The sequence below is a fragment of the Pseudomonas sihuiensis genome, from assembly GCF_900106015.1.
GTDB lineage: Bacteria > Pseudomonadota > Gammaproteobacteria > Pseudomonadales > Pseudomonadaceae > Aquipseudomonas > Aquipseudomonas sihuiensis.
Genome location: NZ_LT629797.1, coordinates 242,646 through 267,376, shown reverse-complemented (window position 1 = coordinate 267,376; position 24,731 = coordinate 242,646). Strand labels below are relative to the sequence as shown.

The 24,731-nt window shown below is 62.7% G+C and carries 25 protein-coding genes and 2 pseudogenes; 20 read left to right on the top strand and 7 right to left on the bottom strand.

Going from position 1 to position 24,731, the window contains the following annotated elements; translation table 11 throughout:
• Positions 1 to 62: 62 nt before the first annotated feature.
• Positions 63 to 797, bottom strand: coding sequence for an OmpA family protein (locus BLT86_RS01400; RefSeq protein WP_026088653.1), 735 nt, complete (start codon positions 795 to 797; stop codon positions 63 to 65).
• Positions 798 to 940: 143 nt separating this feature from the next.
• Positions 941 to 1,294 (bottom strand): annotated as a pseudogene (locus BLT86_RS26030) (OmpA family protein); the annotation flags it as partial.
• Between the two features lie 439 nt (positions 1,295 to 1,733).
• On the opposite strand from BLT86_RS26030, the gene BLT86_RS01390 reads away from it, so the two are divergent.
• The 3 genes from BLT86_RS01390 (at position 1,734) to BLT86_RS01380 (ending at position 3,901) form a co-directional block, all read left to right on the top strand.
• Complete coding sequence (locus BLT86_RS01390; RefSeq protein ID WP_004423805.1) at positions 1,734 to 2,231, top strand: DUF6231 family protein; 498 nt, start codon at positions 1,734 to 1,736, stop codon at positions 2,229 to 2,231.
• A gap of 4 nt (positions 2,232 to 2,235) precedes the next feature.
• Complete coding sequence (locus tag BLT86_RS01385; protein WP_026088654.1) at positions 2,236 to 2,718, top strand: YchJ family protein; 483 nt, start codon at positions 2,236 to 2,238, stop codon at positions 2,716 to 2,718.
• A gap of 67 nt (positions 2,719 to 2,785) precedes the next feature.
• Entirely contained in the window at positions 2,786 to 3,901 is a 1,116-nt protein-coding gene (locus BLT86_RS01380) for a hypothetical protein (RefSeq protein ID WP_017677819.1), read from the top strand.
• 68 nt (positions 3,902 to 3,969) lie between these two features.
• Here the strand turns inward: BLT86_RS01380 and BLT86_RS01375 are convergent, their stop codons facing one another.
• Entirely contained in the window at positions 3,970 to 4,524 is a 555-nt protein-coding gene (locus BLT86_RS01375; protein ID WP_017677820.1) for a hypothetical protein, read from the bottom strand.
• A gap of 192 nt (positions 4,525 to 4,716) precedes the next feature.
• Here BLT86_RS01375 and BLT86_RS01370 point away from each other — a divergent pair, with 192 nt between their 5' ends.
• From BLT86_RS01370 to BLT86_RS01355, 4 genes are all read left to right on the top strand, one after another.
• Entirely contained in the window at positions 4,717 to 5,214 is a 498-nt protein-coding gene (locus tag BLT86_RS01370) for an LEA type 2 family protein (RefSeq protein WP_026088655.1), read from the top strand.
• 17 nt (positions 5,215 to 5,231) lie between these two features.
• Entirely contained in the window at positions 5,232 to 5,426 is a 195-nt protein-coding gene (locus BLT86_RS01365) for an SEC-C metal-binding domain-containing protein (protein ID WP_017677822.1), read from the top strand.
• Positions 5,427 to 5,433: 7 nt separating this feature from the next.
• On the top strand, positions 5,434 to 5,898 hold the full coding sequence (locus BLT86_RS01360; RefSeq protein WP_017677823.1) for a DUF2489 domain-containing protein: 465 nt from the start codon (positions 5,434 to 5,436) through the stop codon (positions 5,896 to 5,898).
• A 100-nt stretch (positions 5,899 to 5,998) separates the two neighbouring features.
• Positions 5,999 to 8,512: a penicillin acylase family protein gene (locus BLT86_RS01355; RefSeq protein ID WP_017677824.1), complete on the top strand. Its 2,514-nt coding sequence runs from the start codon at positions 5,999 to 6,001 to the stop codon at positions 8,510 to 8,512.
• 435 nt (positions 8,513 to 8,947) lie between these two features.
• Here the strand turns inward: BLT86_RS01355 and BLT86_RS01350 are convergent, their stop codons facing one another.
• The gene (locus BLT86_RS01350) at positions 8,948 to 9,640 is read right to left on the bottom strand and encodes an NUDIX domain-containing protein (protein WP_092374324.1); all 693 of its coding nucleotides are present in this window, start codon (positions 9,638 to 9,640) and stop codon (positions 8,948 to 8,950) included.
• Positions 9,641 to 9,781: 141 nt separating this feature from the next.
• Between BLT86_RS01350 and BLT86_RS01345 the strand changes: the two genes are divergently transcribed.
• The 3 genes from BLT86_RS01345 to nadE are packed head-to-tail and all read left to right on the top strand — an operon-like array spanning position 9,782 to position 12,460.
• Positions 9,782 to 10,426, top strand: a complete 645-nt coding sequence (locus tag BLT86_RS01345) for a nicotinamidase (protein WP_079784265.1) — start codon at positions 9,782 to 9,784, stop codon at positions 10,424 to 10,426.
• Entirely contained in the window at positions 10,423 to 11,622 is a 1,200-nt protein-coding gene (gene pncB / locus BLT86_RS01340) for a nicotinate phosphoribosyltransferase (protein WP_017677827.1), read from the top strand. Before BLT86_RS01345 ends, pncB begins: the two co-directional genes overlap by 4 nt.
• A gap of 10 nt (positions 11,623 to 11,632) precedes the next feature.
• Positions 11,633 to 12,460: an ammonia-dependent NAD(+) synthetase gene (nadE, locus tag BLT86_RS01335; protein ID WP_017677828.1), complete on the top strand. Its 828-nt coding sequence runs from the start codon at positions 11,633 to 11,635 to the stop codon at positions 12,458 to 12,460.
• Between the two features lie 132 nt (positions 12,461 to 12,592).
• On the opposite strand, the pseudogene BLT86_RS01330 reads toward nadE, so the two are convergent.
• Both BLT86_RS01330 and dcd read right to left on the bottom strand, forming a co-directional pair.
• Positions 12,593 to 12,778, bottom strand: a pseudogene (locus BLT86_RS01330) (hypothetical protein); the annotation flags it as partial.
• Positions 12,779 to 12,864: 86 nt separating this feature from the next.
• Positions 12,865 to 13,431, bottom strand: coding sequence for a dCTP deaminase (gene dcd, locus BLT86_RS01325; RefSeq protein WP_004423764.1), 567 nt, complete (start codon positions 13,429 to 13,431; stop codon positions 12,865 to 12,867).
• Positions 13,432 to 13,731: 300 nt separating this feature from the next.
• Here dcd and BLT86_RS01320 point away from each other — a divergent pair, with 300 nt between their 5' ends.
• Positions 13,732 to 13,941, top strand: a complete 210-nt coding sequence (locus BLT86_RS01320) for a cold-shock protein (RefSeq protein ID WP_004423761.1) — start codon at positions 13,732 to 13,734, stop codon at positions 13,939 to 13,941.
• A 398-nt stretch (positions 13,942 to 14,339) separates the two neighbouring features.
• Here the strand turns inward: BLT86_RS01320 and apbC are convergent, their stop codons facing one another.
• Positions 14,340 to 15,428, bottom strand: a complete 1,089-nt coding sequence (gene apbC, locus BLT86_RS01315; protein WP_045734447.1) for an iron-sulfur cluster carrier protein ApbC — start codon at positions 15,426 to 15,428, stop codon at positions 14,340 to 14,342.
• A 162-nt stretch (positions 15,429 to 15,590) separates the two neighbouring features.
• Between apbC and metG the strand changes: the two genes are divergently transcribed.
• The 9 genes from metG (at position 15,591) to BLT86_RS01270 (ending at position 24,723) form a co-directional block, all read left to right on the top strand.
• Positions 15,591 to 17,627, top strand: coding sequence for a methionine--tRNA ligase (gene metG / locus BLT86_RS01310; protein ID WP_055987474.1), 2,037 nt, complete (start codon positions 15,591 to 15,593; stop codon positions 17,625 to 17,627).
• A gap of 119 nt (positions 17,628 to 17,746) precedes the next feature.
• Complete coding sequence (gene rsxA / locus BLT86_RS01305; RefSeq protein ID WP_021488430.1) at positions 17,747 to 18,331, top strand: electron transport complex subunit RsxA; 585 nt, start codon at positions 17,747 to 17,749, stop codon at positions 18,329 to 18,331.
• On the top strand, positions 18,328 to 18,903 hold the full coding sequence (gene rsxB, locus BLT86_RS01300) for an electron transport complex subunit RsxB (protein ID WP_092374321.1): 576 nt from the start codon (positions 18,328 to 18,330) through the stop codon (positions 18,901 to 18,903). The genes rsxA and rsxB overlap by 4 nt, the downstream gene beginning before the upstream one ends.
• Positions 18,900 to 21,344 carry an electron transport complex subunit RsxC gene (gene rsxC / locus BLT86_RS01295; protein ID WP_092374318.1) on the top strand — a complete coding sequence of 815 codons (2,445 nt, stop codon included), beginning with the start codon at positions 18,900 to 18,902 and terminating at the stop codon, positions 21,342 to 21,344. Before rsxB ends, rsxC begins: the two co-directional genes overlap by 4 nt.
• 79 nt (positions 21,345 to 21,423) lie before the next feature.
• Positions 21,424 to 22,455: an RnfABCDGE type electron transport complex subunit D gene (locus tag BLT86_RS01290; RefSeq protein ID WP_092374315.1), complete on the top strand. Its 1,032-nt coding sequence runs from the start codon at positions 21,424 to 21,426 to the stop codon at positions 22,453 to 22,455.
• A gap of 2 nt (positions 22,456 to 22,457) precedes the next feature.
• Positions 22,458 to 23,093 (top strand): electron transport complex subunit RsxG, encoded by a 636-nt coding sequence (gene rsxG / locus BLT86_RS01285; protein ID WP_092374312.1) that lies wholly within the window; start codon positions 22,458 to 22,460, stop codon positions 23,091 to 23,093.
• Positions 23,090 to 23,797, top strand: coding sequence for an electron transport complex subunit E (locus BLT86_RS01280; RefSeq protein WP_092374309.1), 708 nt, complete (start codon positions 23,090 to 23,092; stop codon positions 23,795 to 23,797). Before rsxG ends, BLT86_RS01280 begins: the two co-directional genes overlap by 4 nt.
• On the top strand, positions 23,794 to 24,432 hold the full coding sequence (gene nth / locus BLT86_RS01275; RefSeq protein WP_004423733.1) for an endonuclease III: 639 nt from the start codon (positions 23,794 to 23,796) through the stop codon (positions 24,430 to 24,432). Before BLT86_RS01280 ends, nth begins: the two co-directional genes overlap by 4 nt.
• 111 nt (positions 24,433 to 24,543) lie before the next feature.
• Positions 24,544 to 24,723 (top strand): PA3496 family putative envelope integrity protein, encoded by a 180-nt coding sequence (locus BLT86_RS01270; RefSeq protein WP_017677837.1) that lies wholly within the window; start codon positions 24,544 to 24,546, stop codon positions 24,721 to 24,723.
• Positions 24,724 to 24,731 lie beyond the last annotated feature (8 nt).

Below are 24,731 nucleotides of genomic sequence, written 5' to 3'. Positions count from 1 at the left end.
ATCACCAGCCGCAAAAGCGACACCCCCCAGGCCTATGATGACCTGTGGGGCGCCCCTGCGCTTCAACGGGAAACGTACAACTCTACGCGGCGGTTCTGTGCGCGGCCGGCATCACTGCCGTTGTCCGCCACCGGTTGGCTCTCACCACGGCCTTCTGTACTGAGCTTGCCGGCAGGCACACCCTGGGCGATGAGAAAGTCGGCAACACTGCGTGCGCGGCGTTCGGACAACCCCTGGTTGTAGGCATCAGAACCAACGCTATCGGTATGCCCGACGACCTTGACTGCGACCAGACTGGCACCGGTCAGACGGGTACTGACATCGGCAAGCAGGCGCCGCGCCTCAGCCGTCAGTTCGGCTGAATCGAACGCGAACAGCACATTTCCCAGGTCGCTGAGAACGATGATCTCATCCTGCGCCTGCTGCTCCATCGCCGGCTCGGTCGCAACACTGGCGGGGTATTGCGGCAAAGGGCAGCCGTTATGGCCTACCGCAGTACCGGCTGGCGTGCCGGGGCAGCGATCACGGCGGTCGAACACACCGTCGCCATCTTCGTCGCCGTCCTGCGCATAGCAGATGATGGTGCCCAGCAGAGCACCGGCTACCGCGCCGCCTGCTGCCCAGGTGGAACTTTCGATTGCGCCGAGGCCGCCACCGGCCAGGGCTCCAATCGCACTGCACAGGGGCCAGTTCCCCTGGTTGAGCGGCGCGTCTCCCGTACTGGAAGTCGTGGCACAACCCGAGAGAACACTGCTGACCAAGAGAAAGGGTAAAACCCTCGAAAGCTTGATTCTCATGGCGGTGTCTCCTGTGATACCGGCATGTTGCCGGTATCACAGGAGTAAAGACGGCGACAGGATTTCAGACAAGAAAAGGCCCGACCGATGGAAATCGGTCGGGCCTTCGCGGGTGACGCCTGACTTGGCTTACACGAAGCGCCTTACGGCTGAGCTTCGACCTCGGCTTCCACGCGACGGTTGATGGCGCGACCATCAGCAGTGGCGTTGTCGGCAACCGGGCGGCTCTCGCCATAACCCACTGCCTGCACACGGCCGGACTCGACACCGTACTGGTTGACCAGAACGTCACGCACGGCACTGGCACGGCGCTCGGACAGGCCCTGGTTGTAAGCATCGCTGCCCACCGAGTCGGTGTGACCTTCAACCACGGTGCTGGTCTGTGGGTACTGTTTCATGAAGTCGGCCAGGGCTTTGATGTCGCCATAGCTTTCCTGCTTGACCTGGGCCTTGTCGAAGTCAAACTTGACGTCCAGCTCGACACGGACGGCTTCGGCCGGCTCGGCAACGGCAACCTCCTCGACAACGACTTCTTCGACGACGGCAACCTGCTGCGCTTCGGCACCATGTACCCAGCAGTAGGCGGCAGCCATACCGGCACCCACCAGCGCACCACCACCAGCCCAGGTAGAGCTTTCGATTGCCCCTAACGCCGCACCACCAACACCGCCTACAGCTGCGCAGGTGGGCCAGTCGGTTTTCTGCAGGCCGGCGCAACCGGTCAGCAAGGTACTAGCCAGAATCAGGGGTACTGCGTTCCTTGTGATACTCATACTTTAGGTCTCCAATGTTCATCGGCCCATAACCGACTCGATAGTAGTAAAGACAGGAGTTGTACAATCCGCCAGCTATAGCAGCTTCTGCGGATAATTTTCTCTCACTCTAGGCCTGATACCGACACCACGTTAGTCTTTGCAGACTTTTCGAGGAAGTTCGATGACCGCCAGCCTTAGTACCCGTACTCCACAGCAAGCCATTGCGGCACTGCTTGCCCGCTATACCCCCGAGAAACTGCTGTTACTCGGCGCAAGCGAACTGCCCGCAGTCAGCGCCTTTCACAGCGCCCACCCGCAGTGTCAGGTCACCACCGCACCTGCTGCTCCCTTGGCGCCGGAACTGGCCGCACAGCGCTTCGACCTGGCAATTCTGGTCGACTGTCTGGAGCACTTACCCAAACGCGATGGACTGCAACTACTGGGTGGCATTCGCAACCTCAACGCCAGCCGGGTCGCCGTGTTGCTCGACCTCAAGGCAGGTGATTGGCAGGAAACCGACTTTTTCGCCCTGGCCATGCAAGCCAGTGAACAGTTCCAGCGCGAGGGACAGACCCTGCATCTGTTCACCTATGATCTACTCGATTACAAGCAAGTTCCCGACTGGTTGAACGCGAAGTTCTGGGCTAATCCACAAAACTTCGGCAAATACTGGTGGTAGAGCAATGAACCCACTCGATCCCAATTGCCCTTGTGGCAGCGGTAATTCGCTGAGCCAGTGTTGTGGTCACTATCATGCGGGCACCCACGCGCCCAGCGCGGAGCTGCTGATGCGCTCGCGCTACAGCGCCTATGTACTGGGCCTGGTGGACTATCTGGTGGCCACCACCCTGCCCGTCCAGCAGCAGGCGCTCGACCGCGACGCGATGGCTGCCTGGAGCGCCCAAAGCACCTGGCTCGGCCTGGAAGTCGAAGGCAGCGAGGTGTTCGGCGGCAAGCCAGAACACGCCCAGGTCAGCTTCGTCGCACGCTGGCACGATGACAACGGCGAACATCGTCACCGCGAATGCTCCGCTTTCGTTCAGGTGGACGGACGCTGGTTCTTCCTCGACCCGACGGTGCCACTGAAGGCCGGACGCAATGATCCTTGCCCCTGCCAGGGCGGGCAGAAGTTCAAGAAATGCTGTGCGCCCTACCTGAATGCCTGATTGGCGTTAATCCTGCTTTCTGCTTGAGTTGATACGTCCTGCGAGGACATTCAACAAGGAGAAAGCCATGCACAAGAAAAGTGGTATCGCTCTTATCCTGGCCGGCCTGCTAGCAGGCTGCGCCAACCAGCCCGGCGGGCTGCAAGGGGAAACGCTGGATCTGGGTGACAGCCAGCGCGTCAGCCGCCTGTTCGCCTACCCGAACAATTGCAGTGTGATCTGCTACCGCGACTGGACGCTGGAACAGACGGTCGAACACTACCTGCAACAGAGCCTGACGCGCGATGGTTACCCCCAGGCCAACGTGCGCGTAACACGCAATGGGGAACATATTCACGCCAATTTCGATGGCACGCCAACGGATTACGGCAAGTCCCTGCTGCAATTGCTCGATGCCGGTGATCTGGCCTATCAGGGCGCCAGCCAGCTCAATAGTGACGGTAAATGGCAGTACAACTGGTACTTCTTCCTGCCTCTGGGCATGGCCCTGGAGAACCGCAAGAGCGTCGAGCTGCTGCACTTCCCACCGGACTACTCACTGACTCAGGCTCAGGATTATCTGCGTTCGAGCACCACGGATCGCTGGGCCTCGCTGCTCAGTTTCAATGGCGTACAGCCGGAACACACCCCCGCTTACCAGACCATCATCGACATCGCTCCCATCGCCGCCCCAGCCAGTGCCGGCAGTGCCCTGGAAGGCGTTTATGGCTATTTCACCAGCTATCAGCGGCGCATGGTCAGCGAGCTCAGCGTCGGCTCTGGCGATACCAGCCTGCCGATGGTCGCCTTTGGTGCGCCGGTGCGCAGTTGGATCACGCAGCAATACGGGGTGAATCTGCCGGTGCTGGGCCTCGGCCAGATCGATGCAGCACCTGGGCAGCAGGTCTCAGTGCTCGGCGCCAACCATCCCAGCTACATCTGGTATGCGGCCGACCCGGCCAACAACAAGGGCAGCGAGGCCGCCGCCAACGCAGCAGGGATCAAGGTCATGGGGCAGGACCTGAGCGCCGCCTGCTGGCAAGCCGGTATGGGCCAGCAACCGACAGCTGATCCGCAGCAGACGCTGAACACCTGCACCGAGAAATGGCAGGTGACGGAGAAACTGCAAACCTGCGAACTGTTCTTCACCAGCGTGCGCAACCTCAAACCCGAGGAGGCCGCTGCCAAATGCAAGGCGGGTTAGTGGCCTGAACGCAAAAACGCCGTGGCTGCGTGTGCAGCTCACGGCGTTTCAGTCAGGCTAGTGAATTCTCAATCCTGCAGCTTCAGATGCGAGGTGTCCGGTGCAGCCGCTGGAGTCGCAGGTTTGGCTTGCCCCATATCGCTACCAACGGGCGCCAGACTGAACTGCGACAGGTCGACCTGTGGCGCGGCGGCGTCGGGCCTGGCGTCCTGCAGATCGCTGCCTACCGGTGCGATATCGAAATCCGGAGCATCCACATCACTGAACGCGGCCATGTACTCATCTCGTGGTGCGACCTGCAGGCGCCCCGGCCTGGCCGCGGGCAGTGCGGCTGCCGGAGAAGTTGCCGGCTCTACGGGCGGTGGCGGGGCCAGCTCGACTTCCTCGATCAACGCATCCATGTCGACGACCTCGACCCGCGCACCGGCACGTTCCAGAGTCACGCGGTACTTCTCCGCCCCGGCGGCGTCGAGATTGTTCTTGATCACGATGCGGCGCCCGGAGAACAACTGAGCGATGCGCTGAGCATCGGCCTGGAACAGCTTGGCCATGTTGGCCTTGACCAACTCCGGCTGGGCGCCCGGCACCAGTTGCCCGGAGAAGGCGATCTCGTAGCGACTCATGGTCACACTCCTGTCCTATTCGCCGCTCAGTATGGCGCAGGTTCCTTTGCCCTGACACTTCAGGCGTCTCATTCATGCTCTCCCGATTACCAACAACCCGAAACCTCCACAATATCTCGTTGAAAATAATGAGTGCTTCCCCGTTGCAGCCAAGCGCTTGCTTGTTACACTGGGACGCAATGGGGGTATGAAATGTTTTCTCAGGCGCAAATGATAAGAATTATCAGCCTATTGATGTTTTTTGGCCTGCTTTCAGGCCTGCCAGGATGCTCCACCTGGATGACAGGTGGTTTCAAGGACCCGGACGTCCAACTCATCAAAGTTGATGTGGTCAAGGCCAGGCTGCTCGAACAGGAGTTCCGCCTGCGTTTTCGAATCGACAATCCCAACGGCGTCAGCCTGCCGGTGCGCGGGCTGGACTACAACGTCCATCTCAATGGTATCCAGTTGGCCGAGGGCTACTCCAACGAGTGGTTCACCGTGCCCGCCCACGGCCACCACACCTTCGAAGTACCGGTGCGCACCAACCTCTGGCGCCATGTGCGGCAGATCGTCAAGGCACTGGAAAAACCGGACGTACCGATTCGCTATAGCCTCAAGGGTGAGGTAAAAACCGGCATGTTGTTCGGCCGAAGCGTGCACATGTCGCGTAATGGCGAGATAATTCCCGGCGATTTCATCCCCGAATAACCTGCACGAGTAACACCATGAGCAACCAACCCCACGTCCACGGCCCTGACTGCAACCATGACCACGATCATCACGATCACGGCCATGTGCACGGCCCGCACTGCAACCATGGCCATCAGGAGCCGGTGCGCAACGCGCTGAAGGATGTCGGCCGTAACGATCCTTGCCCATGCGGCAGCGAGAAGAAGTACAAGAAGTGCCACGGCGCCTGAACCGCGCATGAGTGCCTTGAACCTCACCCTGCTGCTGAGCGGCCTGCTGCTGATCGCAGCGCTGGCCGCTTATGCCTGGCATCTGTGGCTCCGCGTCTGGGCGAACCAGCGCGCCCGTGACGAAGCGCAGCAAGAACGCCAGCAACGCATCGGCGGTGATCTGAACATCCTCGCCAGCAGTCTTCTCGACGAGCAGTTGCCACTGATCGAAGGCGCCATCCGCATCAAGGTGCTGCTTGACAACTATGACAGCGCCCTGAGCAATGACAGCCGCTGCCAGGTGTTCCATCTGCTCTTCGAAGCCACCGCCGAGGTGCCCACGCATGCGGGCTGGAAAGCGCTGGACAAGGCTGAACGGCGGCGCTTCGAAAAACGCTTCAACGAGCTGGAACTGCAGCACAAGGCCGCTGCCCGCATCGCTGCACGCTGGTTACTGGACGAAGGACTGAAAGGGTCTCGAGCAAACGCCTGAGCCCCTCTTGCCAGGCTGCGACAGCCTTATTACCTTGGCGCCTTTGTGGCCGGTCATTGCGCGACCGGCCTCGACCGTCCGCACACCAAGGAACTTCGCCATGCGCGCGCTGGCCCGCCTGACTCTTGCCGCCTCACTGATTAGCCTCGCCGGCTGCCAGTCCCTGCTCAACAGCCGTTATGCCGACAGCGTGCCGCCTACCCGTGGCGTTGAGCGCATCCAGGGCGTGGCCGAGAGTGCGTCGGTGCGGCGTAACGCACTCGGCATGCCGCTGATCGAATCGAGCAATTTTCACGACGCGCTGTTTACCCTGGGCTACGTGCATGCCGGTGACCGTCTCAGCCAGATGGTCGGCATGCGCCTGCTGGCTCAAGGCCGCCTGGCCGAGATGGCGGGGCCCGGCGTGCTGGAAATGGACCGCTTCATGCGCGCGGTCAACCTGAAAAAGAATGCAGAAATTCTCTACGCCGACGCCTCGCCACGCCTGAAGCGCTTCTTCGAGGTCTATTCGCGTGGCGTCAACGCCTATATGTTCCGCTACCGCGATCGTATGCCGATGGATCTGGCCGAGTCCGGCTACCGTCCCGAGTACTGGAAGCCCGAGGACTCGGTGCTGTTGTTCTGTCTGCTCAACTTCGGCCTGGCGGTGAACCTGCAGGAGGAGATCGCCGCGCTGACCATGGCCCAGCAGGTGGGTGCCGACAAGCTGCCCTGGCTGCTGCCGATCTACCCGGACGAACCGCTGCCCTTCGCCGAGGCGGAAAAACTCGCCGGCCTCGACCTCAAGGGGCAGTTGCCGGGCCTGCAGGCGATTTCCCGCACAACCGCGCAAATCGCCGAACAACACATGCTCGGCGTCGCCGCCTCGAACAACTGGGCCATCGCCCCGCAACGCAGCCGTGGCGGCAAGAGCCTGCTGGCCAATGACACGCACCTGCCACTGAGCATGCCCTCGCTGTGGAGCTTCGTGCAGATCCGCTCGCCCAAGTATCAGGCCGCTGGCGTCTCCCTGGCCGGCGTACCGGCGGTGGTGGCCGGCTACAACGGCAAGCTGGCCTGGGGCATGACCATGGTCATGGGCGACAATCAGGACATCTACCTGGAGCGCATAAAACGCGAAGGCAGCCGCCTGATGTACCAGGCCGACGGCAAGTGGCTACCGGTGATGGAGCGCCAGGAAACCTTCTTCATCAAGGGCCAGCGCCCGATTCGCGAAACCCTCTATGAAACCCGCAACGGCCCGCTGCTCAACTCGGTACTGGGCGAACGCAAACATATGCTGCAGCCCCTGGCGCTGCAGAGCGGTTACGGCCTGGCGCTGAAAACCACCCAGTTCGAGCGTGACCAGAGCCTCGACGCCTTCTTCGACCTGTCGCGAGCACAATCGGTGGACCAGGCTTTCGAGGCGACGCGGGAGATCCGCGCCATGCCGCTGAACATCGTCTTCGCCGACGCCCAGCACATCGGCTGGCAGGTCACCGGGCGCTATCCGAATCGCCGCGAAGGTCGTGGCCTGCTGCCCTCCCCTGGCTGGGACGAGCGCTACGCCTGGGACGGCTTCGCCGACCCGATGCTGCACCCTTACGATCAGGACCCGCCGCAAGGCTGGCTGGGCACCGCCAACGAACGCAGCGTGCCGCCCGGTTACGGCATGCAGCTGTCCAGCTCCTGGTACTACCCGGAACGCGCCGAACGCATCGCCGAGCTGGCCGGCAATGGCCGTCACGATGGCCGCAGCATGATCGCCATGCAGTACGACCAGACCTCGCCCTTCGTCGCCAAACTGCAGGCCATGTTCAATGACCCTGCCATGCACGACTCGCTGCGCCAGGCCATCGCTGCCCTGCCGGCTGGCCAGCGCGCACGTGCCGATGAAGCGCTGAAGCGCCTGCTGGCGTTCGACGGCAAGCTTGCCGCCAGTTCGGCCGATGCCGCCATCTACGGCGCCTTCCTGCATGAAAGCGCACGGCAGATCTTCCTCGACGAGCTGGGCCCGGACAACAGTCCAGCCTGGAAGGCACTGGTGCAAACCGCCAACACCTCCTATTCGGCGCAGGCCGATCATCTGCTTGGGCGTGCCGACAGCCCGTTCTGGAACGACATCCGCACGCCAGAGCAGGAAGACAAGCCGACCATCCTCGCGCGCAGCCTGGCCGCCAGCATCGAGCTGTTGGAAAATCGATTGGGCGCCGAGCGTCGCAACTGGCAATGGGGCAAGCTGCACACCTATGAGTGGGTAACGGACACCACGCGCATGGCGCCTTACATGAGCGCCAGCCAGCGCACCAGCATCAACGCCCTGAAAGGTTACCTGGATCGCGGCCCCTATCCGGCCGGAGGCGACCACAGCACGCTGAACGTCTCCGCCTACGCCTGGGGCCAGGATTTCAACACCTTCTTGATCCCGGCCATGCGCATCGTGGTGGATTTCGCCGCGGACGAACCCTTGGTCGGCGTCAACAGCTCGGGCCAGTCCGGCAACCCGGCCAGCCCACACTATGCCGACGGCATCGAGTCATGGCTCAAGGGCGGCTACATGAGCTTCCCGTTCAAGGCACAGAACCTGGACAAGGTCTACGGCAACCAACGCCTGTTGCTGATGCCGGCCAAGTAATGACCGTTCGTCGGGCGACGCTGAACCTTTCCCTCAGCGCCCCACTCTGAATAATCGACTTACTCCATAGATCATCGTTTTAAGGCGCCCCTGGCGCCTTTTCTTTTGCCTGAAGAAAAAAGATGGCTTTTTTCCATCACCGAATGGAACTTCCCGGACGAAGCAGGCTCAGAGACATGCATCGATTGAAATGCTCCCCTGGCGCCTCTGGCGCCTATTTTTTTGCCTGCGATTCAGGGAGCGCCTGCGAACAGGCCGTTGAAAAACCTAGGCGAGGCAGCCAGAGCAATACCTGTGGCGGCCCCGCAAAAACAGGCGAAAAACGATCGGAGTCGCGGTCGACTTTACGAGCTGTAAATGAGCATTTTGACTGGGCTCGCACGCGAGCCTGTTTTTAACGCAGCAAGGCAACGTAGGTAGTTCTTCAACGGCCTGCTAAGCCAGCAGGCTGCGGTCGAAGATAAAGGCCTCAGACTCTTGCGGACGATGCTCCAGCAGGTTCTGTGGCCGCCCCATCTTCGGATAATTCTTCTCGCCGGTATCACTGATCCAACCCTGCGCCTTCATCCGTTCCAGCCTCCCGCGCAAGGTGGTGTGCTGCACCGGCTCGCCCAGACAAGCCTGGAACGCCGTCAGCGCTTCGGTCACGGTAAATCGCGGCGCCAGCAGGTACAGCGGCAGCGAGCTGTACACCGACTTGCCGCGCAGCCGCTCGGCTGCCAGGCGCACCAGTTGCGTATGGTCGAATGGCAACGCCTGCTGCCCTGCAGTGACGCGCGACAGATCGACGAAGCGCAAACTTTCATCCTGCGGCTCGGCGTCGGGTGCCAGCAGCGCCAGATAGCAGGTGCTCAGCGACCAGCCACGTGGATCTCGCAGACCATTACCCACCGTCGCCACCTGCTCCAGATACTGCGGTTGCAGGCGTGCCTTGTCCGCCAGCGCACGGGCTGCGGCGGCGTCCAGGCTGGCATCGGCGCAACGACCGTTGACCAGCACGCCCGGTAGCGCCCATTGCCCGGCGTAGGGTTCGCGCTGGCGACGCAGCAGCAGCACCTGCAACACCCCCTCCTCGCTCAGGCGCAGGGCAACGATATCCACCCCGGCCAGCACTTCCACTGCACTCATCCCGTCCCTTGCTCCTTCATCTACTTATTTCATCTTGACCAATAACTCATATTTTTTCACGCAGGATTTGGTGAAAACGCTTGACTACATATTTCATCAGATGAAATATGTAGTCACTCACCCACGAGAAGGAGGCGCACCATGAAGATCGCCAGCTTCGACGTCGACGCCCAGAAAGGCTTCACCCCGCTATGCCCCAGCGAGCTCCCCGTACCCGAGGGCGATGCCATCGTCCCGGCGCTGAACCAACTGGCCGCACGCGCCCAGCTGCGCATCGGCAGCAAGGATGCCCATAGCCCGCAGGCGGCCTGGGTCGTCGACACACACGATGAGATGCTGCGCCCCCTGCCGCTGGCCAATGCCGACCTGACCTGGGTCAGCCACTGCGTACCTGGTACACCCGGCTTCGAATTGCTCGATGGCCTGCCAGCGCCGCTGGATTACGACTACTTCGTGTGGAAAGGTGTTGAGCCGGACCTGCACCCTTACGGCGCCTGCTATCACGACCTGGCCGAGAAGCGCAGCACGGGCGTGATCGAATTTCTTCGGCAAAATGGCGTCGACCTTGTACTGATGGGCGGCCTGGCCCTGGACTACTGCGTCAAGACCACCGCCCTGCAACTGCGTCGCGCCGGCTTCGAAGTGATCGTGTATCTGCCGGCCTGCCGAGCCATCGCCAGCGAAACGGCTGAAACCGCCTGCCTCGCCATGCGCGAACAGGGCATCACACTGGCTGCCAGCCTGGAACAGCTGGATGGCACCCTCGCCAAGGAGAACCTGCGATGAGCGAGAGCATCTTCGCCGACCGCACCGTACAGAATCTGCTGGACACCGATTTCTACAAGCTGACCATGATGCAGGCGGTGCTGCACAACTACCCCAATGCCGAGGTGGAATGGGAATTCCGCTGCCGCAGCAGCGAGGATCTGACGCCCTACCTGGCCGAGATCCGCTATCAGATCGAACGCCTCAGTGAGCTGAGCCTGAGCGTCGACCAGTTGGCCTTCCTCGAACGCATCCCGTTCATCAAACCGGACTTCATTCGCTTTCTAAGCCTGTTCCGCTTCAACCTGCGCTACGTGCACACCAGCATCGAAGACGGCCAGTTGAGCATCCGTCTGCGCGGCCCCTGGTTGCACGTGATCCTCTTCGAGGTGCCGCTGCTGGCCATCGTCAGCGAGGTACGCAACCGCTATCGCTACCGTGAAGTGCTGCTGGAGCAGGCTGCCGAGCGCCTGTACGAGAAGCTCGATTGGCTCAAGGCCGAAGCCTCGCCGAGCGAACTGGCCGGCTTCCAGCTGGCTGATTTCGGCACCCGCAGGCGCTTCTCCTACCGCGTGCAGGAGCAGGCGGTACACATCCTCAAGCGCGATTTCCCCGGTCGCTTCGTCGGCACCAGCAATGTGCACCTGGCCCGCGAGTTCGACCTCAAGCCCATTGGCACCATGGCCCACGAATGGCTGATGGCGCACCAGCAGCTCGGCCCACGCCTGATCGACAGCCAGATTGCCGCGCTCGACTGCTGGGTGCGCGAATACCGCGGTTTGCTAGGCATCGCCCTGACCGACTGCATCACCATGGATGCCTTCCTCGCCGATTTCGACCTGTACTTCGCCAAGCTCTTCGACGGCCTGCGCCATGACTCCGGCGACCCACTGGTGTGGGCGGAAAAAGCCATCGCCCACTACGAGAAACTCGGCATCGATCCGATGAGCAAGACCCTGGTGTTCTCCGACGGGCTCGACCTGCCCAAGTCGCTGCGGCTCTACCGTGCACTTTCCGGGCGAATCCACGTAAGCTTCGGGGTCGGAACCAACCTGACCTGCGACATCCCCGGCGTCGAGCCGATGAACATCGTGATCAAGATGATCGCCTGCAACGGTCAACCGGTAGCGAAGATTTCCGATACGCCCGGCAAGACCCAATGCCGCGACGAGAACTTCGTCCATTACCTGAAACACGTCTTTCGCGTGACCCACTGAGGAGCCAGACATGAGCAACCGCCAAGCCGAAATCGCCGCCGCCCTCGACGTGGTGCCGCCGTTCGCCGACGACGCTGCGCTGAGTGCAGAAATCGAGCGGCGCAAGACCTTCATCAAGAACACCCTGAAGAATTCCGGCCTCAAGGTGCTGGTCCTGGGCATCAGCGGCGGCGTCGACTCGCTGACCGCCGGGCGCCTGGCCCAAATTTCGGTCGAGGAGCTGCGTGCCGAAACAGGCGATACTGCGTACCGCTTCATCGCCGTGCGCCTGCCGCACAACGCTCAGCACGACGAGCATGACGCCCAGGATTCGCTGAAATTCATCTGCGCCGATGAACAAGACACAGTAAACATCGCCGACAGCGTCTCCGGCCTCGGCGAGCAGGTCACCCATTTACAGAAACTCAGCGACGCCCGCCGCGATTTCGTCGTCGGCAACATCAAGGCACGCATCCGCATGGTTGCCCAGTTCGCCATCGCCAACGCCAACAATGGCCTGGTGATCGGCACCGATCACGCCGCCGAGGCGGTGATGGGTTTTTTCACAAAGTTCGGTGACGGCGCCTGCGACCTCGCCCCGCTGTCCGGCCTGGTGAAGAATCAGGTACGTGCCATTGCCAAGCACCTGGGTGCTCCGCAGCACCTGGTGATGAAAACGCCGACCGCTGACCTGGAAGAGCTGCGCCCAGGCAAACCAGACGAGGAGGCGCATGGCGTCACCTACGCCGAAATCGACGCCTTCCTGCATGGCGAGAAAGTCAGTGACGAGGCCTATGCCACCATCGTTCGCACCTACGACAACACACGCCACAAACGCGAACTGCCACTGGTGCCCTGAGCGCCGCAGGGCGGAAAGAAAAAGCCGGGCATCGCCCGGCTTTTTCGTCTGCACTGCAAATCAATGCCACTCCCCGGCAATGCGCTCTGCTGGCGCGGCGAGGCGCTCGAAAACCTCACGTGGCCGACACTGCGCCACCGGCGCCGGCGGCGGTTGATCGGGCAATGTCGGCTCACCCTGCTCCTGCGGCGGCACGGGTCTTCCTGGCTGATCAGGGATATCGGGCTCGGGCTGGCCGGGAATGCCTCCCGCATTGAGATCGAGCAAAGACATGAGTCGTTCTCCTGAACGTGGACTGTTACAGGTGGAGCCCCACATGAGCAGTAAATTCAGGCTATCCGACCAAACGCTAGCGCGCACAAAAAAGCCGGGCTAAGCCCGGCTTTCTGGCAACGCTTCTGCGATCAGGCCTTGGGCAGGGTTACCCCGGTCTGACCCTGGTACTTGCCACCACGATCACGGTAGGAAACCTCACAGGCCTCATCGGACTGCAGGAACAGCATCTGCGCCACACCTTCGTTGGCGTAGATCTTCGCCGGCAGGTTGGTGGTGTTGGAGAATTCCAGGGTCACGTGACCTTCCCACTCCGGCTCCAGCGGCGTGACGTTGACGATGATGCCACAACGCGCATAGGTGCTCTTGCCCAGGCAGATGGTCAGCACATCACGCGGAATGCGGAAGTATTCGACCGTGCGGGCCAGGGCGAAGGAGTTAGGCGGAATGATGCAAACGTCACTCTTGATGTCGACGAAGCTCTTTTCATCGAAATTCTTCGGGTCGACGATGGCCGAGTGGATATTGGTGAACACCTTGAATTCATCGGCGCAACGTACGTCGTAGCCGTAGCTGGAAACACCGTAGGAGATGACGCGACTGTCGTCGGCACCGCGCACCTGGCGCTCGACGTAAGGCTCGATCATGCCGTGTTCCTGGGCCATGCGGCGAATCCACTTGTCCGATTTGATGCTCATGGCGAGGTGTCCTGAGTGGGCGGTTACGAAAAAAGTGAGCGCATCTTACCGAGGCAGGCGCCACGCTTCAAAGAGTGCCGGCGCGCCCATCAGTCATTATTTGCAAAAAAGCTGCATCGAGCATTCGCACTTGGCGATAAAACCACGTATGGTGTCCCCACTGTGCTGCATGTGTCACCGCGAATCGCTACTTGATGCCTAGATCTCGATCCAAACATCGTCCGACTCCTAGTACTCGTTGCACTCAGTCCCGGCCTGGGCTTTTCCAGGGCTGTTATTACTTTTGTTAGGAGACATCACATGTCCAATCGTCAGACTGGCACCGTTAAGTGGTTCAACGATGAGAAAGGCTACGGCTTCATCACCCCGCAATCCGGTGACGACCTCTTCGTACACTTCAAAGCCATTCAGAGCGATGGCTTCAAGAGCCTGAAAGAAGGCCAGCAAGTGACTTTCGTGGCCACCCGTGGTCAGAAAGGCATGCAGGCTGAGGAAGTTCAGGTTGTCTAACCTGAGCTGACCTGCTTGAAAAGAGCCCCGCCTAGTGCGGGGCTTTTTTGTGGGCGTTTATATGCCCGCAGGAGCGGATTTATCCGCGAAATTCGCGGCTGAAGCCGCTCCTACAAAAGCAGGAAAGGCTGCCAAAGCAGCTTTTCGTAGGAGCCCCGCCCCGGGGCGAAGCTTTTCAAATGTGCGCCGCTCTGATTCGCGACAGGGCGCCGCTCCTACAAATTCGATACTCCGACGCTTGAACTAAGTCGGGTGGTAGAGCTGCGCAGGATGCCCACGTCGCAGGGCAATTGGAAAGCCAAGCCAGAACCGAGTCGCCTGCATGGCCCTCTCCCGCACTTCGGGCACCCTCTCCCGCAAGCGGAAGAGGGTCATCAGATGCCGCTAAGCGGCTGCTGTTAGTCCTCACTGATCTCGATGCTGGGCATGGCCGGCTTGCCAGCCAGGGCGATACGCGCACCGACCTTGCGCGCCAGGTCCTGGTAGATCATGGCGATCTGGCTTTCCGGATCGGCAATGGTGGTTGGCTTGCCATCATCGGCCTGCATGCGAATGGCCATCGACAGCGGCAACGAGGCCAGCAACTCGACACCATACTGTGCGGCCAGCTTCTCGCCACCGCCCTCACCGAACAGGTGCTCGGCATGGCCGCAGTTGGAGCAGATGTGCACGGCCATGTTCTCCACCACACCCAGCACCGGAATGTGCACCTTGCGGAACATCTCCACGCCCTTCTTGGCATCGAGCAAGGCAAGGTCCTGCGGGGTGGTGACGATCACGCTGCCTGCCACCGGCACCTTCTGCGCCAGGGTCAGCTGGATGTCGCCGGTACCCGGCGGCATGTCCACCACCAGGTAATCGAGATCGTTCCAGGCGGTCTGGGTGATCAATTGCAGCAAGGCGCCGCTGACCATCGGCCCACGCCAGACCATCGGCGTATTGTCGTCGGTGAGAAAGGCCATGGACATCACCTGCACGCCATGGGCTTCGAGCGGCACGAACCATTTCTGATCCTTCACCTGCGGCCGCGTGCCCTCGGCGATGCCGAACATGATGCCCTGGCTGGGGCCATAGATATCGGCATCAAGAATACCAACGCGCGCGCCTTCACGCGCCAGCGCCAGTGCCAGGTTGGCTGCGGTGGTGGACTTACCCACCCCGCCCTTGCCCGAGGCCACGGCGATAACGTTTTTCACCCCAGCCAGGGCCGGCACCTGCGCCTGCCCCTGGTGCGAGTCGATCACGCAATCGACCTGCACCCGCGCACCGTCGACACCATCGAGGTTCTCCAGCGCCATCTGCAGCATCTGCGCCCAACCGTTCTTGAACAAACCGGCGGCGTAGCCCAGCTCCAGGCGCACGGATACGCGTGCGCCCTGAATATCGACTTCACGCAGACAACCGGCGCTGACCGGGTCCTGATCGAGATGTGGGTCGGTGAACTGACGCAGACAGGCTTCGACCGCTTCGCGGGTGACGGCACTCATGCATGGACTCCAGAAGGCAGCAGAAAAACAGGCCGGCATAATAGCAGCAGCACCGAGCCATGCGCGGTACATCGACCACGCTTACCCGGTGCAGGTGGCTTGCAGCCTGCCGCTGCTTTATAGTTGCCGACTTCCCTCGTTTTACCAGTGCAGCCGATCACCATGACCGAAGCCCGCAAGATTCTCGTTACCAGCGCCCTCCCCTACGCCAACGGCTCCATCCACCTCGGCCATATGCTCGAGTACGTGCAGACCGACATGTGGGTGCGCTACCAGAAGCTGCGCGGCAATCAGGCGATCTACGTCTGCGCCGACGATGCGCACGGCTCGGCCATCATGCTGCGCGCCGAGAAAGAAGGCATCACCCCCGAGCAGCTCATTGCTAACGTACAGGCCGAGCACACCGCCGACTTCGCCGACTTCCTGGTGGACTTCGACAACTACCACTCCACCCACTCGCAGGAAAACCGCGAGCTGTCGGCGGCCATCTACCTGGCGCTGCGCGACAAGGGGCATATCGCCACCCGCGCCGTGACCCAGTACTTCGACCCCGAGAAAGGCATGTTCCTCGCCGACCGCTTCATCAAGGGCACCTGCCCGAAATGTGGCACCGAGGATCAGTACGGCGACAACTGCGAGAAATGCGGCGCGACCTACTCGCCGACCGAACTGAAAAACCCGCGCTCCGCCATTTCCGGTGCGGTGCCGGTGCTCAAGGAGTCGCAGCACTTCTTCTTCAAGCTGCCGGACTTCGAGGCCATGCTCAAGCAGTGGACGCGCTCCGGCGCGCTGCAGGAGGCGGTGGCCAACAAGATCGCCGAATGGCTCGATGGCGGCCTGCAGGAGTGGGACATCAGCCGTGATGCGCCCTACTTCGGCTTCGAGATTCCCGGCGAGCCGGGCAAGTACTTCTACGTCTGGCTGGACGCGCCGATCGGCTACATGGCCAGCTTCAAGAACCTGTGCAGCAAACGCCCGGAGCTGGACTTCGACGCGTTCTGGGGCAAGGACTCGACCGCCGAGCTGTATCACTTCATCGGCAAGGACATCGTCAACTTCCACGCCCTGTTCTGGCCGGCCATGCTCGAAGGCGCGGGCTACCGCAAGCCCACCGCGGTCAATGTGCACGGCTACCTGACGGTGAACGGGCAGAAGATGTCCAAATCGCGCGGCACCTTCATCAAGGCGCGCACCTACCTGGACCACCTGAACCCGGAATACCTGCGCTACTACTACGCCTCCAAGCTGGGCCGCGGCGTGGATGATCTGGACCTGAACCTCGATGACTTCGTGCAGAAGGTCAACTCGGACCTGGTCGGCAAGGTGGTCAACATCGCCAGCCGCTGTGCCGGCTTCATCCACAAGGGCAACGATGGCCTGCTGGTCGCCGCCAACCCGGAGCCGGAGCTGTGGGACGCCTTCCAGGCTGCCGCGCCGAGCATCGCCGAGGCTTACGAGGCGCGCGACTTCTCCCGCGCCATGCGCGAGATCATGGCGCTGGCCGACCGCGCCAACGCCTGGATCGCCGACAAGGCGCCCTGGGCCCTGAACAAGGTCGAAGGCAAGCAGGCCGAGGTGCAGGAAATCTGCGCGCTGGGCATCAACCTGTTCCGCCAGCTGGTGATCATGTTGAAACCCGTGCTGCCGAAGCTGGCCGCCGATGCCGAAGCCTTCCTCAATGTGAAGCCGCAAACCTGGGCCGATCTCTCGCTGCCGCTGGCCAACCACCAGCTCAACCCGTTCAACCCGCTGCTCACCCGCATCGAGCCCGCGAAGATCGACGCCATGGTCGAAGCCTCCAAGGAAGACCTGGCCGCCGAAGCGTCCAAGCCACAGGGCAATGGCGAACTGGCCAAGGACCCGCTGGCCGCTGAGATCAACTTCGACGCCTTCGCCGCCGTCGACCTGCGTATCGCCCTGATCGAGAAGTGCGAGTTCGTCGAAGGCGCCGACAAGCTGCTGCGCCTGTCGCTGGATATCGGTGACGAGAAGCGCAACGTATTCTCCGGCATCAAGTCCGCTTACCCCGACCCGAGCAAGCTGGAAGGCCGCCTGACCCTGTACGTCGCCAACCTGGCGCCGCGCAAGATGAAGTTCGGCATCAGCGAAGGCATGGTGCTGGCCGCCGGCCCCGGTGGTGAGGAAATCTACCTGCTCAGCCCGGATAGCGGCGCCAAGCCAGGCCAGCGCGTCAAGTAAGCACCAGCTAGGCTTATAGGCGTCGAACAAGCCGGCCAATGCCGGCTTGTTTGCATCTACGCGCTTCCCGATAATAGGCGCCCTTTTCCTATGGCCTTTGCGCACTCGACGGCAACCCGATGACCGAACTCGTCCTGATCATGGTCAGCGCCATCCTGGTCAACAATTTCGTGCTGGTGCAGTTTCTCGGCCTGTGCCCGTTCATGGGCGTGTCGAAGAAGATCGAGACGGCCATCGGCCTGTCCCTGGCCACCACCTTCGTGCTGACTCTGGCCGCCATGTGCAGCTACCTGGTGCAGCAGTACGTGCTCAAACCGCTGGATCTGGAATTCCTGCGCACCATCAGTTTCATTCTGGTGATCGCGGTGACCGTGCAGTTCACCGAGATGGTGGTGAACAAGACCAGCCCACTGCTGTATCGCGTGCTGGGTATTTTCCTGCCGCTGATCACCACCAACTGCATCGTCCTCGGCGTCGCCCTGCTCAACGCCAACAAGGCCGAGTTCACCTTCATCACTGCCACCGCCAACGGCTTCGCCGCAGGTCTGGGCTTCTCCCTGGTGCTGGTACTGTTCGCCGCCATGCGCGAACGCATCGCCATCGCCGACGTGCCCAAGTCCTTTCAGGGCGCGGCCATCGGCATGATCACCGCCGGCCTGATGTCGCTGGCCTTCATGGGCTTTGCCGGGCTGATCAAACTATGAGCCTGGTTCTCGTCGCCGTCCTCGCCCTGCTCGGCCTGTGCCTGATCGCCGGCGCCATCCTCGGTTTCGCCGCGGTGCGCTTCAAGGTCGAGGGCGACCCCATCGCCGAACAGATCAACGCCCTGCTGCCACAGACCCAGTGCGGTCAGTGCGGCTACCCGGGCTGCAAGCCCTACGCCGAGGCGATCGCCGGCGGCGACAAGATCAACAAGTGCCCGCCCGGGGGCGAGGCGACCATCCAGGCCTTGGCCGACCTGCTGGACGTCGAGCCCGAGCCGCTGGATGCGGTGGAAGGCGAGAAGCCGCAGATGGTCGCCTACATCCGTGAGGCGGAATGTATCGGCTGCACCAAGTGCATCCAGGCCTGCCCGGTGGACGCCATCGTCGGTGCGGCGCGGCAGATGCACACGGTGATCGTCAGCGAGTGCACAGGCTGCGACCTGTGCGTCGAGCCCTGCCCGGTGGACTGCATCGACATGATCGAAGTCGGTAGCACCGTACAGAGCTGGAAGTGGGACAAGCCGCTGGCCCCCGGCCAGTTGATCGCCAGCGACCGGGAGCAGGCGGCATGAGCGCACAAGAGCGTATCTGGGATATCCCCGGCGGCATCCATCCGGCCGAGCGCAAGGAGCTGTCAAACCGCACCCCGATCCAGCAGGCGCCGCTGCCGGCCCGCCTGACCTTGCCGCTGGGCCAGCATATCGGCGCCGTCGCCGAGCCTTGCGTGGTGGTCGGCCAGCGGGTGCGCAAGGGACAGAAGATCGCCGAGGCCACCGGTTTCGTCAGCGCGCCGCTGCATGCGCCGACCTCCGGCACGGTCAGCTTTATCGGCCCGCAGCCCTACCCGCATGTCTCCGGCATGCTGGCGCCGGCCATCGTCATCGACAGCGACGGCCTGGACGAGTGGATCGACCTGACCCCGCATCCCGACTACCGGCATATGGACTCCGCCGAACTGCTGGCGCTGATCCGCGACGCCGGCATCAGTGGCCTGGGCGGCGCGGGCTTCCCCACCGCGGTGAAGCTCACCGCGCGGCCGACGCAGAAGATCCACACGCTGATCATCAACGGCACCGAGTGCGAGCCCTATATCACCGCCGACGACCTGCTGATGCGCGAACGCGCAGCTGAGCTGGTTTCCGGCATCGATATCCTGGTGCAGCTGATCCAGCCCGAGCAGGTGCTGATCGGCATCGAGGACAACAAGCCCGAGGCCATCGCCGCGGTGCGCGGCGCCTGCAGCGAGCGCAGCTACCAGGTGCGGGTGTTCCCCACCAAGTACCCCTCCGGCGGCGAGAAGCAGCTGATCCAGATCCTCACCGGTGTCGAGGTGCCATCGGGCGGCCTGCCGGCCGATATCGGCATCCTCTGCCAGAACGTCGGCACCTGCGTGGCCGTGCACGAGGCCGTAGTGCACGGCAAGCCGCTGATCTCGCGCATCACCACCCTCACCGGCGAGGCCCTGGCGCGCCCGGGCAACGTCGAGTCGCTGTTCGGCACGCCAGTGGGCGAGCTGCTGCAGTTCGCCGGGCTGGACACCAGCAAACTCAATCGCCTGATCATGGGCGGACCGATGATGGGCTTTACCCTGCCCAGCCTCGAGGTGCCGCTGATCAAGACCAGCAACTGCCTGCTGGCCAGCACCGCCGTCGAACTGCCGCCACCACCGCCGGCTATGCCCTGCATCCGCTGCGGCGAATGCGCCGAGGCCTGCCCGGCCAGCCTGCTGCCGCAACAACTGCACTTCTTCGCCTTGGGCCAGGAGCACGAACAGCTCAAGGCGCACAACCTGTTCGACTGCATCGAATGCGGCGCCTGCGCCTACGTCTGCCCATCGAGTATTCCGCTGGTGCAGTACTACCGCGCGGCCAAGGCGGAAATCCGCGATCTGGAACAGAAGCAGCTCAAGGCCGAACACTCCAAGCAGCGCTTCGAACAGCGCCAGGAACGCCTGCGCCGCGCCGAGGAGCAGAAGGAGGCCGAGCGCAAGGCCCGCGCAGAGAAGGCCGCCCGCGCCAAGGCGGCGCAGGCCGAAGCGCCCCCTGCTGCGGCAGCGGCGCCGGCCGATGAGGCGCTTAAGAAACTCAAGATCGAAGCCAGCATGGCCCAGGTCGCGCTGAAGAAGGCGGAAAAACAGCTGGCCGCCCACGACACGCCCGAACTGCAGACTCAGGTCAGCGAGCTGCGTGCTGCTGCCGAAGCCGCACAGAAGGCCCTGGCCGACGCGCAGGCGGCTGCACCTGCCCCGACGCCCAAGCCGGCCGGTGACGAAGCGCTGAAGAAAGCCAAGATCGAAGCCGCCATGCTCAAGGCCCAGCTGCGCAAGCTGGAAAAGATCGAGAACCCGGACGACGATCAGCAGGCCGAACTCGCCCGCCTGCGTCAGCAACTGGAAGCAGCCGAAAAGACCCTGGCCAGCCTGGAAAGCCAAGCGCCCGCACCCGCCGCCAAACCGGCCGGCGACGAAGCGCTGAAGAAAGCCAAGATCGACGCTGCCATGCTCAAGGCACAGCTGCGCAAGCTGGAAAAGATCGAGCCCCCGGACGACGACCAGCAGGCCGAAATCGCTCGCATTCGCCAGCAACTGGAAGCAGCCGATAAGGCCCTGGCAGACCTGGAAAAGCAGGCGCCCGCCCCCGCTGCCAAGCCGGCCGGTGACGACGTCCTGAAAAAGGCCAAGGTCGAGCTGGCGATGAAACGCGCCGAGCTGAAGAAGGCCGAGAAGGCCGGCGCTGACGAAGCCACTCTGCAGCCGCTGCGTGATGCCCTGGCCGCTGCCGAAAAGGCCCTGCACGCCGCCGAGGCGGCCTCGGGCAAGCCTGCCCCGGAACTGGTACGCACCGAACGGCCTGGTGTGGATGCCGAGCTGAAAGCCTTGAAAACCGAAGTGGCCTTTGCTCGCGCCGACCTGCGCAAGCTGGAACGGGACGACAACGCCGCCGCCGATGCACTGGAGCAGGCACGCACTCGTCTGAGCGAAGCCGAACGCAAGCTGGCCGACTATCAGCCGTAACGATCATCCCGGATGCAATCCGGGGAATGAACACCACTGCGATCAGTACGAACGCAGTAACAGAACCACCGGAGCGCCGATGACCCTGCCCCGCATCACATCGCCCCACGCCAAGGGCAGCAACCGCACCCAGCAGGTCATGCTGCAGGTGCTGCTGGCCACTGTGCCGGGCATCCTCGCCCTGACCTGGCTGTTCGGCGCCGGCACCCTGTTCAACCTGGTCTGGGCCAGCCTCTGCGCGCTGGGCTTCGAGGCCGCCTTGCTGGCCGCACGCCAACGCCCGCTGGCCTTCTTCCTCAAGGACTACAGCGCCCTGGTCACCGCCGTGCTACTGGCCCTGGCCCTGCCGCCCTACTCGCCCTGGTGGCTGACCCTGATCGCCTGCGGCTTCGCCATCGGCTTCGGCAAGCAGCTATATGGCGGCCTCGGGCAGAACCCCTTCAACCCGGCCATGGTCGGCTACGTGGTGGTGCTGATCTCCTTCCCGGTGGAAATGACCAGTTGGCCTGCGCCACACGGCGTCGCCGCGCTGGACGGTCTCAAGCACATCCTCGGCATTGCCAACCTGCCCGACGGCTGGGCCCAGGCCACCGCGCTGGACGCATTGAAGGTCAACAAGAGCCTGACCATCGACGAGCTACGCGCTAGCAATGTGGCCTTCGGCCACTTCGGCGGTGCCGGCAGCGAGGCGGTCAACCTGGCGTTTCTCGCTGGTGGCCTGTATCTGCTGCACAAGCGCCTGATCACCTGGCATGCGCCAGTGGGCATGCTCGCCGCGCTGTTCGTCATGAGCCTGCTGTTCTGGAACGGCAGCGGCTCGGATTCCAACGGCTCGCCGCTGTTTCACCTGCTTACCGGGGCGACCATGCTCGGCGCCTTCTTCATCGTCACCGACCCAGTTTCCGGCGCGACCAGCAATCGCGGGCGCCTGGTGTTCGGCATCGGCGTCGGCGTACTGGTCTACGTGATCCGCGCCTGGGGCGGCTACCCGGACGCGGTAGCCTTCGCCGTGCTGCTGATGAACCTGGCAGCGCCGACCATCGACTATTACACCCGGCCGCGTAGCTATGGCCATCGCAAGCCCAACAGCGGCTTCAAGCTGGGAGAATGAGCATGCTGCCGGAAATCAGCCGCTCCATGCTGAAGAATGCCCTGGTGCTCGGGCTGTTCGCCATTGGCACCGTCGGCAGCGTCGCCCTGCTGCAACAGGGCACCGCCACGCGTATCGCCGCCGCCGAGCGCGAAGCGCAGGTGCGCGCCCTGGCCGAGATCCTGCCGGCCGGCAGCTATGACAACCACCTGCTGGACAACCGCATCGAGCTCAACGCCCCCGAGCTGGGCCAACGCAGCCCGCAGTCGGCCTACCTGGCCTTGAAGGGCGACCAACCCAGCGCGCTGATCCTGCCGGTGACCGCACCGGATGGCTACAGCGGCGCCATCCACCTGCTGGTGGGCATCTTCGCTGATGGTCGCCTGGCTGGCGTGCGTGTGCTCAGCCACCGAGAAACCCCGGGGCTGGGTGACAAGATCGAGCTGGCCAAGAGCGACTGGGTGCGCAGCTTCGAGGGCAAGTCCCTGAGCAACCCCGGCGAAGACGGCTGGGCAGTGAAGAAGGATCGCGGCGAGTTCGACCAGTTCGCCGGCGCCACCATCACCCCGCGCGCCGTGGTCAAGGCCGTGCACGGCGCCCTGCGCTACTTCGACAAGCACCGCGCCCAATTGCTGGGCCTGGCGGAGGACGAGCAATGACCAGTTACCGCGAAATCAGCTTCAACGGCCTGTGGAAGAACAACCCGGCGCTGGTGCAGCTGCTCGGCCTGTGCCCGCTGCTGGGGGTGAGCAACTCCACGGTCAACGCCCTCGGCCTGGCCCTGGCCAGTGCGGTGGTGCTGGTGTGCTCCAATACCGCCGTGTCGCTGGTCCGCGGCGTGGTCAATACAGCCGTGCGTCTACCTGCCTTCGTCATGATCATTGCCGCGCTGACCACCTGCATCGAACTGCTGATGCAGGCCTACACCTATGAGCTGTACCAGATTCTCGGCATCTTCATCCCGTTGATCACCACCAACTGCGTGATTCTCGGCCGCGCCGACGGCTTCGCCGCCAAGCATGATCCGGCCCGCGCCGCCTATGACGGCCTGATGATGGGCCTGGGCTTCGGCGTGGTGCTGGTGCTGATCGGCGCCATCCGCGAGCTGCTCGGCACCGGCGCGCTGCTGGCCAACATGCACCTGCTGTTCGGCCCGATTGCCGCCGAGTGGAAGCTCACCCTGGTGCAGGACTACAAGGGCTTTCTGCTGGCCATTCTGCCGCCGGGCGCCTTCATCGTGCTGGGCCTGCTGATCGCCGGTAAGAACCGCATCGATCAGATTGCAGCCGAGCGGGCCAAGGCCGCCGCGCCCGAGCTACCCGCCCAAAGCCGCCGCGTTCGCGTTACCGGAGTCATCGAATGAATGCTGCCAAGCGCCAGGAAATCTTCCGCCGCCTGCACGAAGACAACCCCGAGCCGAAGACCGAGCTGGCCTACAGCACCCCCTTCGAGCTGCTGGTGGCCGTGACGCTCTCGGCCCAGGCCACCGACGTCAGCGTCAACAAGGCCACGGCCAAGCTGTTCCCGGTGGCCAATACGCCGGAGGCCATCTACGCCCTCGGCGTCGAGGGTTTGTCCGAATACATCAAGACCATCGGCCTGTACAACAGCAAGGCGAAGAACGTCATCGAGGCCTGCCGCATCCTCATAGAGAAGCACGGCAGTCAGGTGCCGGACAACCGCGAGGACCTCGAAGCCCTGCCCGGTGTCGGCCGCAAGACGGCCAACGTGGTGCTCAATACCGCGTTTCGCCAACTGGCCATGGCCGTGGACACGCACATCTTCCGCGTCAGCAACCGCACCGGCATTGCCCCCGGCAAGAACGTGGTCGAGGTGGAGAAGAAGCTGCTCAAGTTCGTGCCCAAGGATTATCTGCTCGACGCCCATCACTGGCTGATCCTGCACGGGCGCTATGTTTGCACCGCGCGCAAACCGCGTTGTGGCGCCTGCCGCATCGAAGATCTGTGCGAGTACAAGGCCAAGACATCCGACGATTGATCGACCATAGAATCTGGCGATCTCCTGATTGAAAAAATCTTTTTTACCCGCTCTATTTTTGCCGCTATAAGGTGCGCAAACGGCCCCAGTAACTGGCCTGGAGTGGAATAGATGAGCACTGACAAAGAAGATCTCGAGCTGGACGAAGACTTTGTCGCGGAAGAATCGGACGATGCCGAGCCTGCGGTAGAAGTCGCCAAGACCAACCTGACCAAGCGCCGCATCATCGACAACTTCCTCGAAGAACGTCGCCTGCACAAACAGCTGGCCGAATACGACTTCGATATCTGATCGCGCCG

Coding starts and splice junctions, on each gene's coding strand:
- dcd (WP_004423764.1), bottom strand. CDS start 13,431: ATGAGCATCAAATCGGACAAGTGGATTCGCCGCATGGCCCAGGAACAC.
- BLT86_RS01380 (WP_017677819.1), top strand. CDS start 2,786: ATGCACAAGAAAAGTGGTATCGCTCTTATCCTGGCCGGCCTGCTAGCA.
- rsxG (WP_092374312.1), top strand. CDS start 22,458: ATGCTGCCGGAAATCAGCCGCTCCATGCTGAAGAATGCCCTGGTGCTC.
- rsxA (WP_021488430.1), top strand. CDS start 17,747: ATGACCGAACTCGTCCTGATCATGGTCAGCGCCATCCTGGTCAACAAT.
- BLT86_RS01345 (WP_079784265.1), top strand. CDS start 9,782: ATGAAGATCGCCAGCTTCGACGTCGACGCCCAGAAAGGCTTCACCCCG.
- BLT86_RS01370 (WP_026088655.1), top strand. CDS start 4,717: ATGTTTTCTCAGGCGCAAATGATAAGAATTATCAGCCTATTGATGTTT.
- metG (WP_055987474.1), top strand. CDS start 15,591: ATGACCGAAGCCCGCAAGATTCTCGTTACCAGCGCCCTCCCCTACGCC.
- BLT86_RS01375 (WP_017677820.1), bottom strand. CDS start 4,524: ATGAGTCGCTACGAGATCGCCTTCTCCGGGCAACTGGTGCCGGGCGCC.
- BLT86_RS01320 (WP_004423761.1), top strand. CDS start 13,732: ATGTCCAATCGTCAGACTGGCACCGTTAAGTGGTTCAACGATGAGAAA.
- BLT86_RS01280 (WP_092374309.1), top strand. CDS start 23,090: ATGACCAGTTACCGCGAAATCAGCTTCAACGGCCTGTGGAAGAACAAC.
- BLT86_RS01390 (WP_004423805.1), top strand. CDS start 1,734: ATGACCGCCAGCCTTAGTACCCGTACTCCACAGCAAGCCATTGCGGCA.
- BLT86_RS01365 (WP_017677822.1), top strand. CDS start 5,232: ATGAGCAACCAACCCCACGTCCACGGCCCTGACTGCAACCATGACCAC.
- rsxB (WP_092374321.1), top strand. CDS start 18,328: ATGAGCCTGGTTCTCGTCGCCGTCCTCGCCCTGCTCGGCCTGTGCCTG.
- BLT86_RS01290 (WP_092374315.1), top strand. CDS start 21,424: ATGACCCTGCCCCGCATCACATCGCCCCACGCCAAGGGCAGCAACCGC.
- BLT86_RS01355 (WP_017677824.1), top strand. CDS start 5,999: ATGCGCGCGCTGGCCCGCCTGACTCTTGCCGCCTCACTGATTAGCCTC.
- nadE (WP_017677828.1), top strand. CDS start 11,633: ATGAGCAACCGCCAAGCCGAAATCGCCGCCGCCCTCGACGTGGTGCCG.
- pncB (WP_017677827.1), top strand. CDS start 10,423: ATGAGCGAGAGCATCTTCGCCGACCGCACCGTACAGAATCTGCTGGAC.
- BLT86_RS01400 (WP_026088653.1), bottom strand. CDS start 797: ATGAGAATCAAGCTTTCGAGGGTTTTACCCTTTCTCTTGGTCAGCAGT.
- BLT86_RS01385 (WP_026088654.1), top strand. CDS start 2,236: ATGAACCCACTCGATCCCAATTGCCCTTGTGGCAGCGGTAATTCGCTG.
- nth (WP_004423733.1), top strand. CDS start 23,794: ATGAATGCTGCCAAGCGCCAGGAAATCTTCCGCCGCCTGCACGAAGAC.
- rsxC (WP_092374318.1), top strand. CDS start 18,900: ATGAGCGCACAAGAGCGTATCTGGGATATCCCCGGCGGCATCCATCCG.
- BLT86_RS01350 (WP_092374324.1), bottom strand. CDS start 9,640: ATGAGTGCAGTGGAAGTGCTGGCCGGGGTGGATATCGTTGCCCTGCGC.
- BLT86_RS01360 (WP_017677823.1), top strand. CDS start 5,434: ATGAGTGCCTTGAACCTCACCCTGCTGCTGAGCGGCCTGCTGCTGATC.
- apbC (WP_045734447.1), bottom strand. CDS start 15,428: ATGAGTGCCGTCACCCGCGAAGCGGTCGAAGCCTGTCTGCGTCAGTTC.
- BLT86_RS01270 (WP_017677837.1), top strand. CDS start 24,544: ATGAGCACTGACAAAGAAGATCTCGAGCTGGACGAAGACTTTGTCGCG.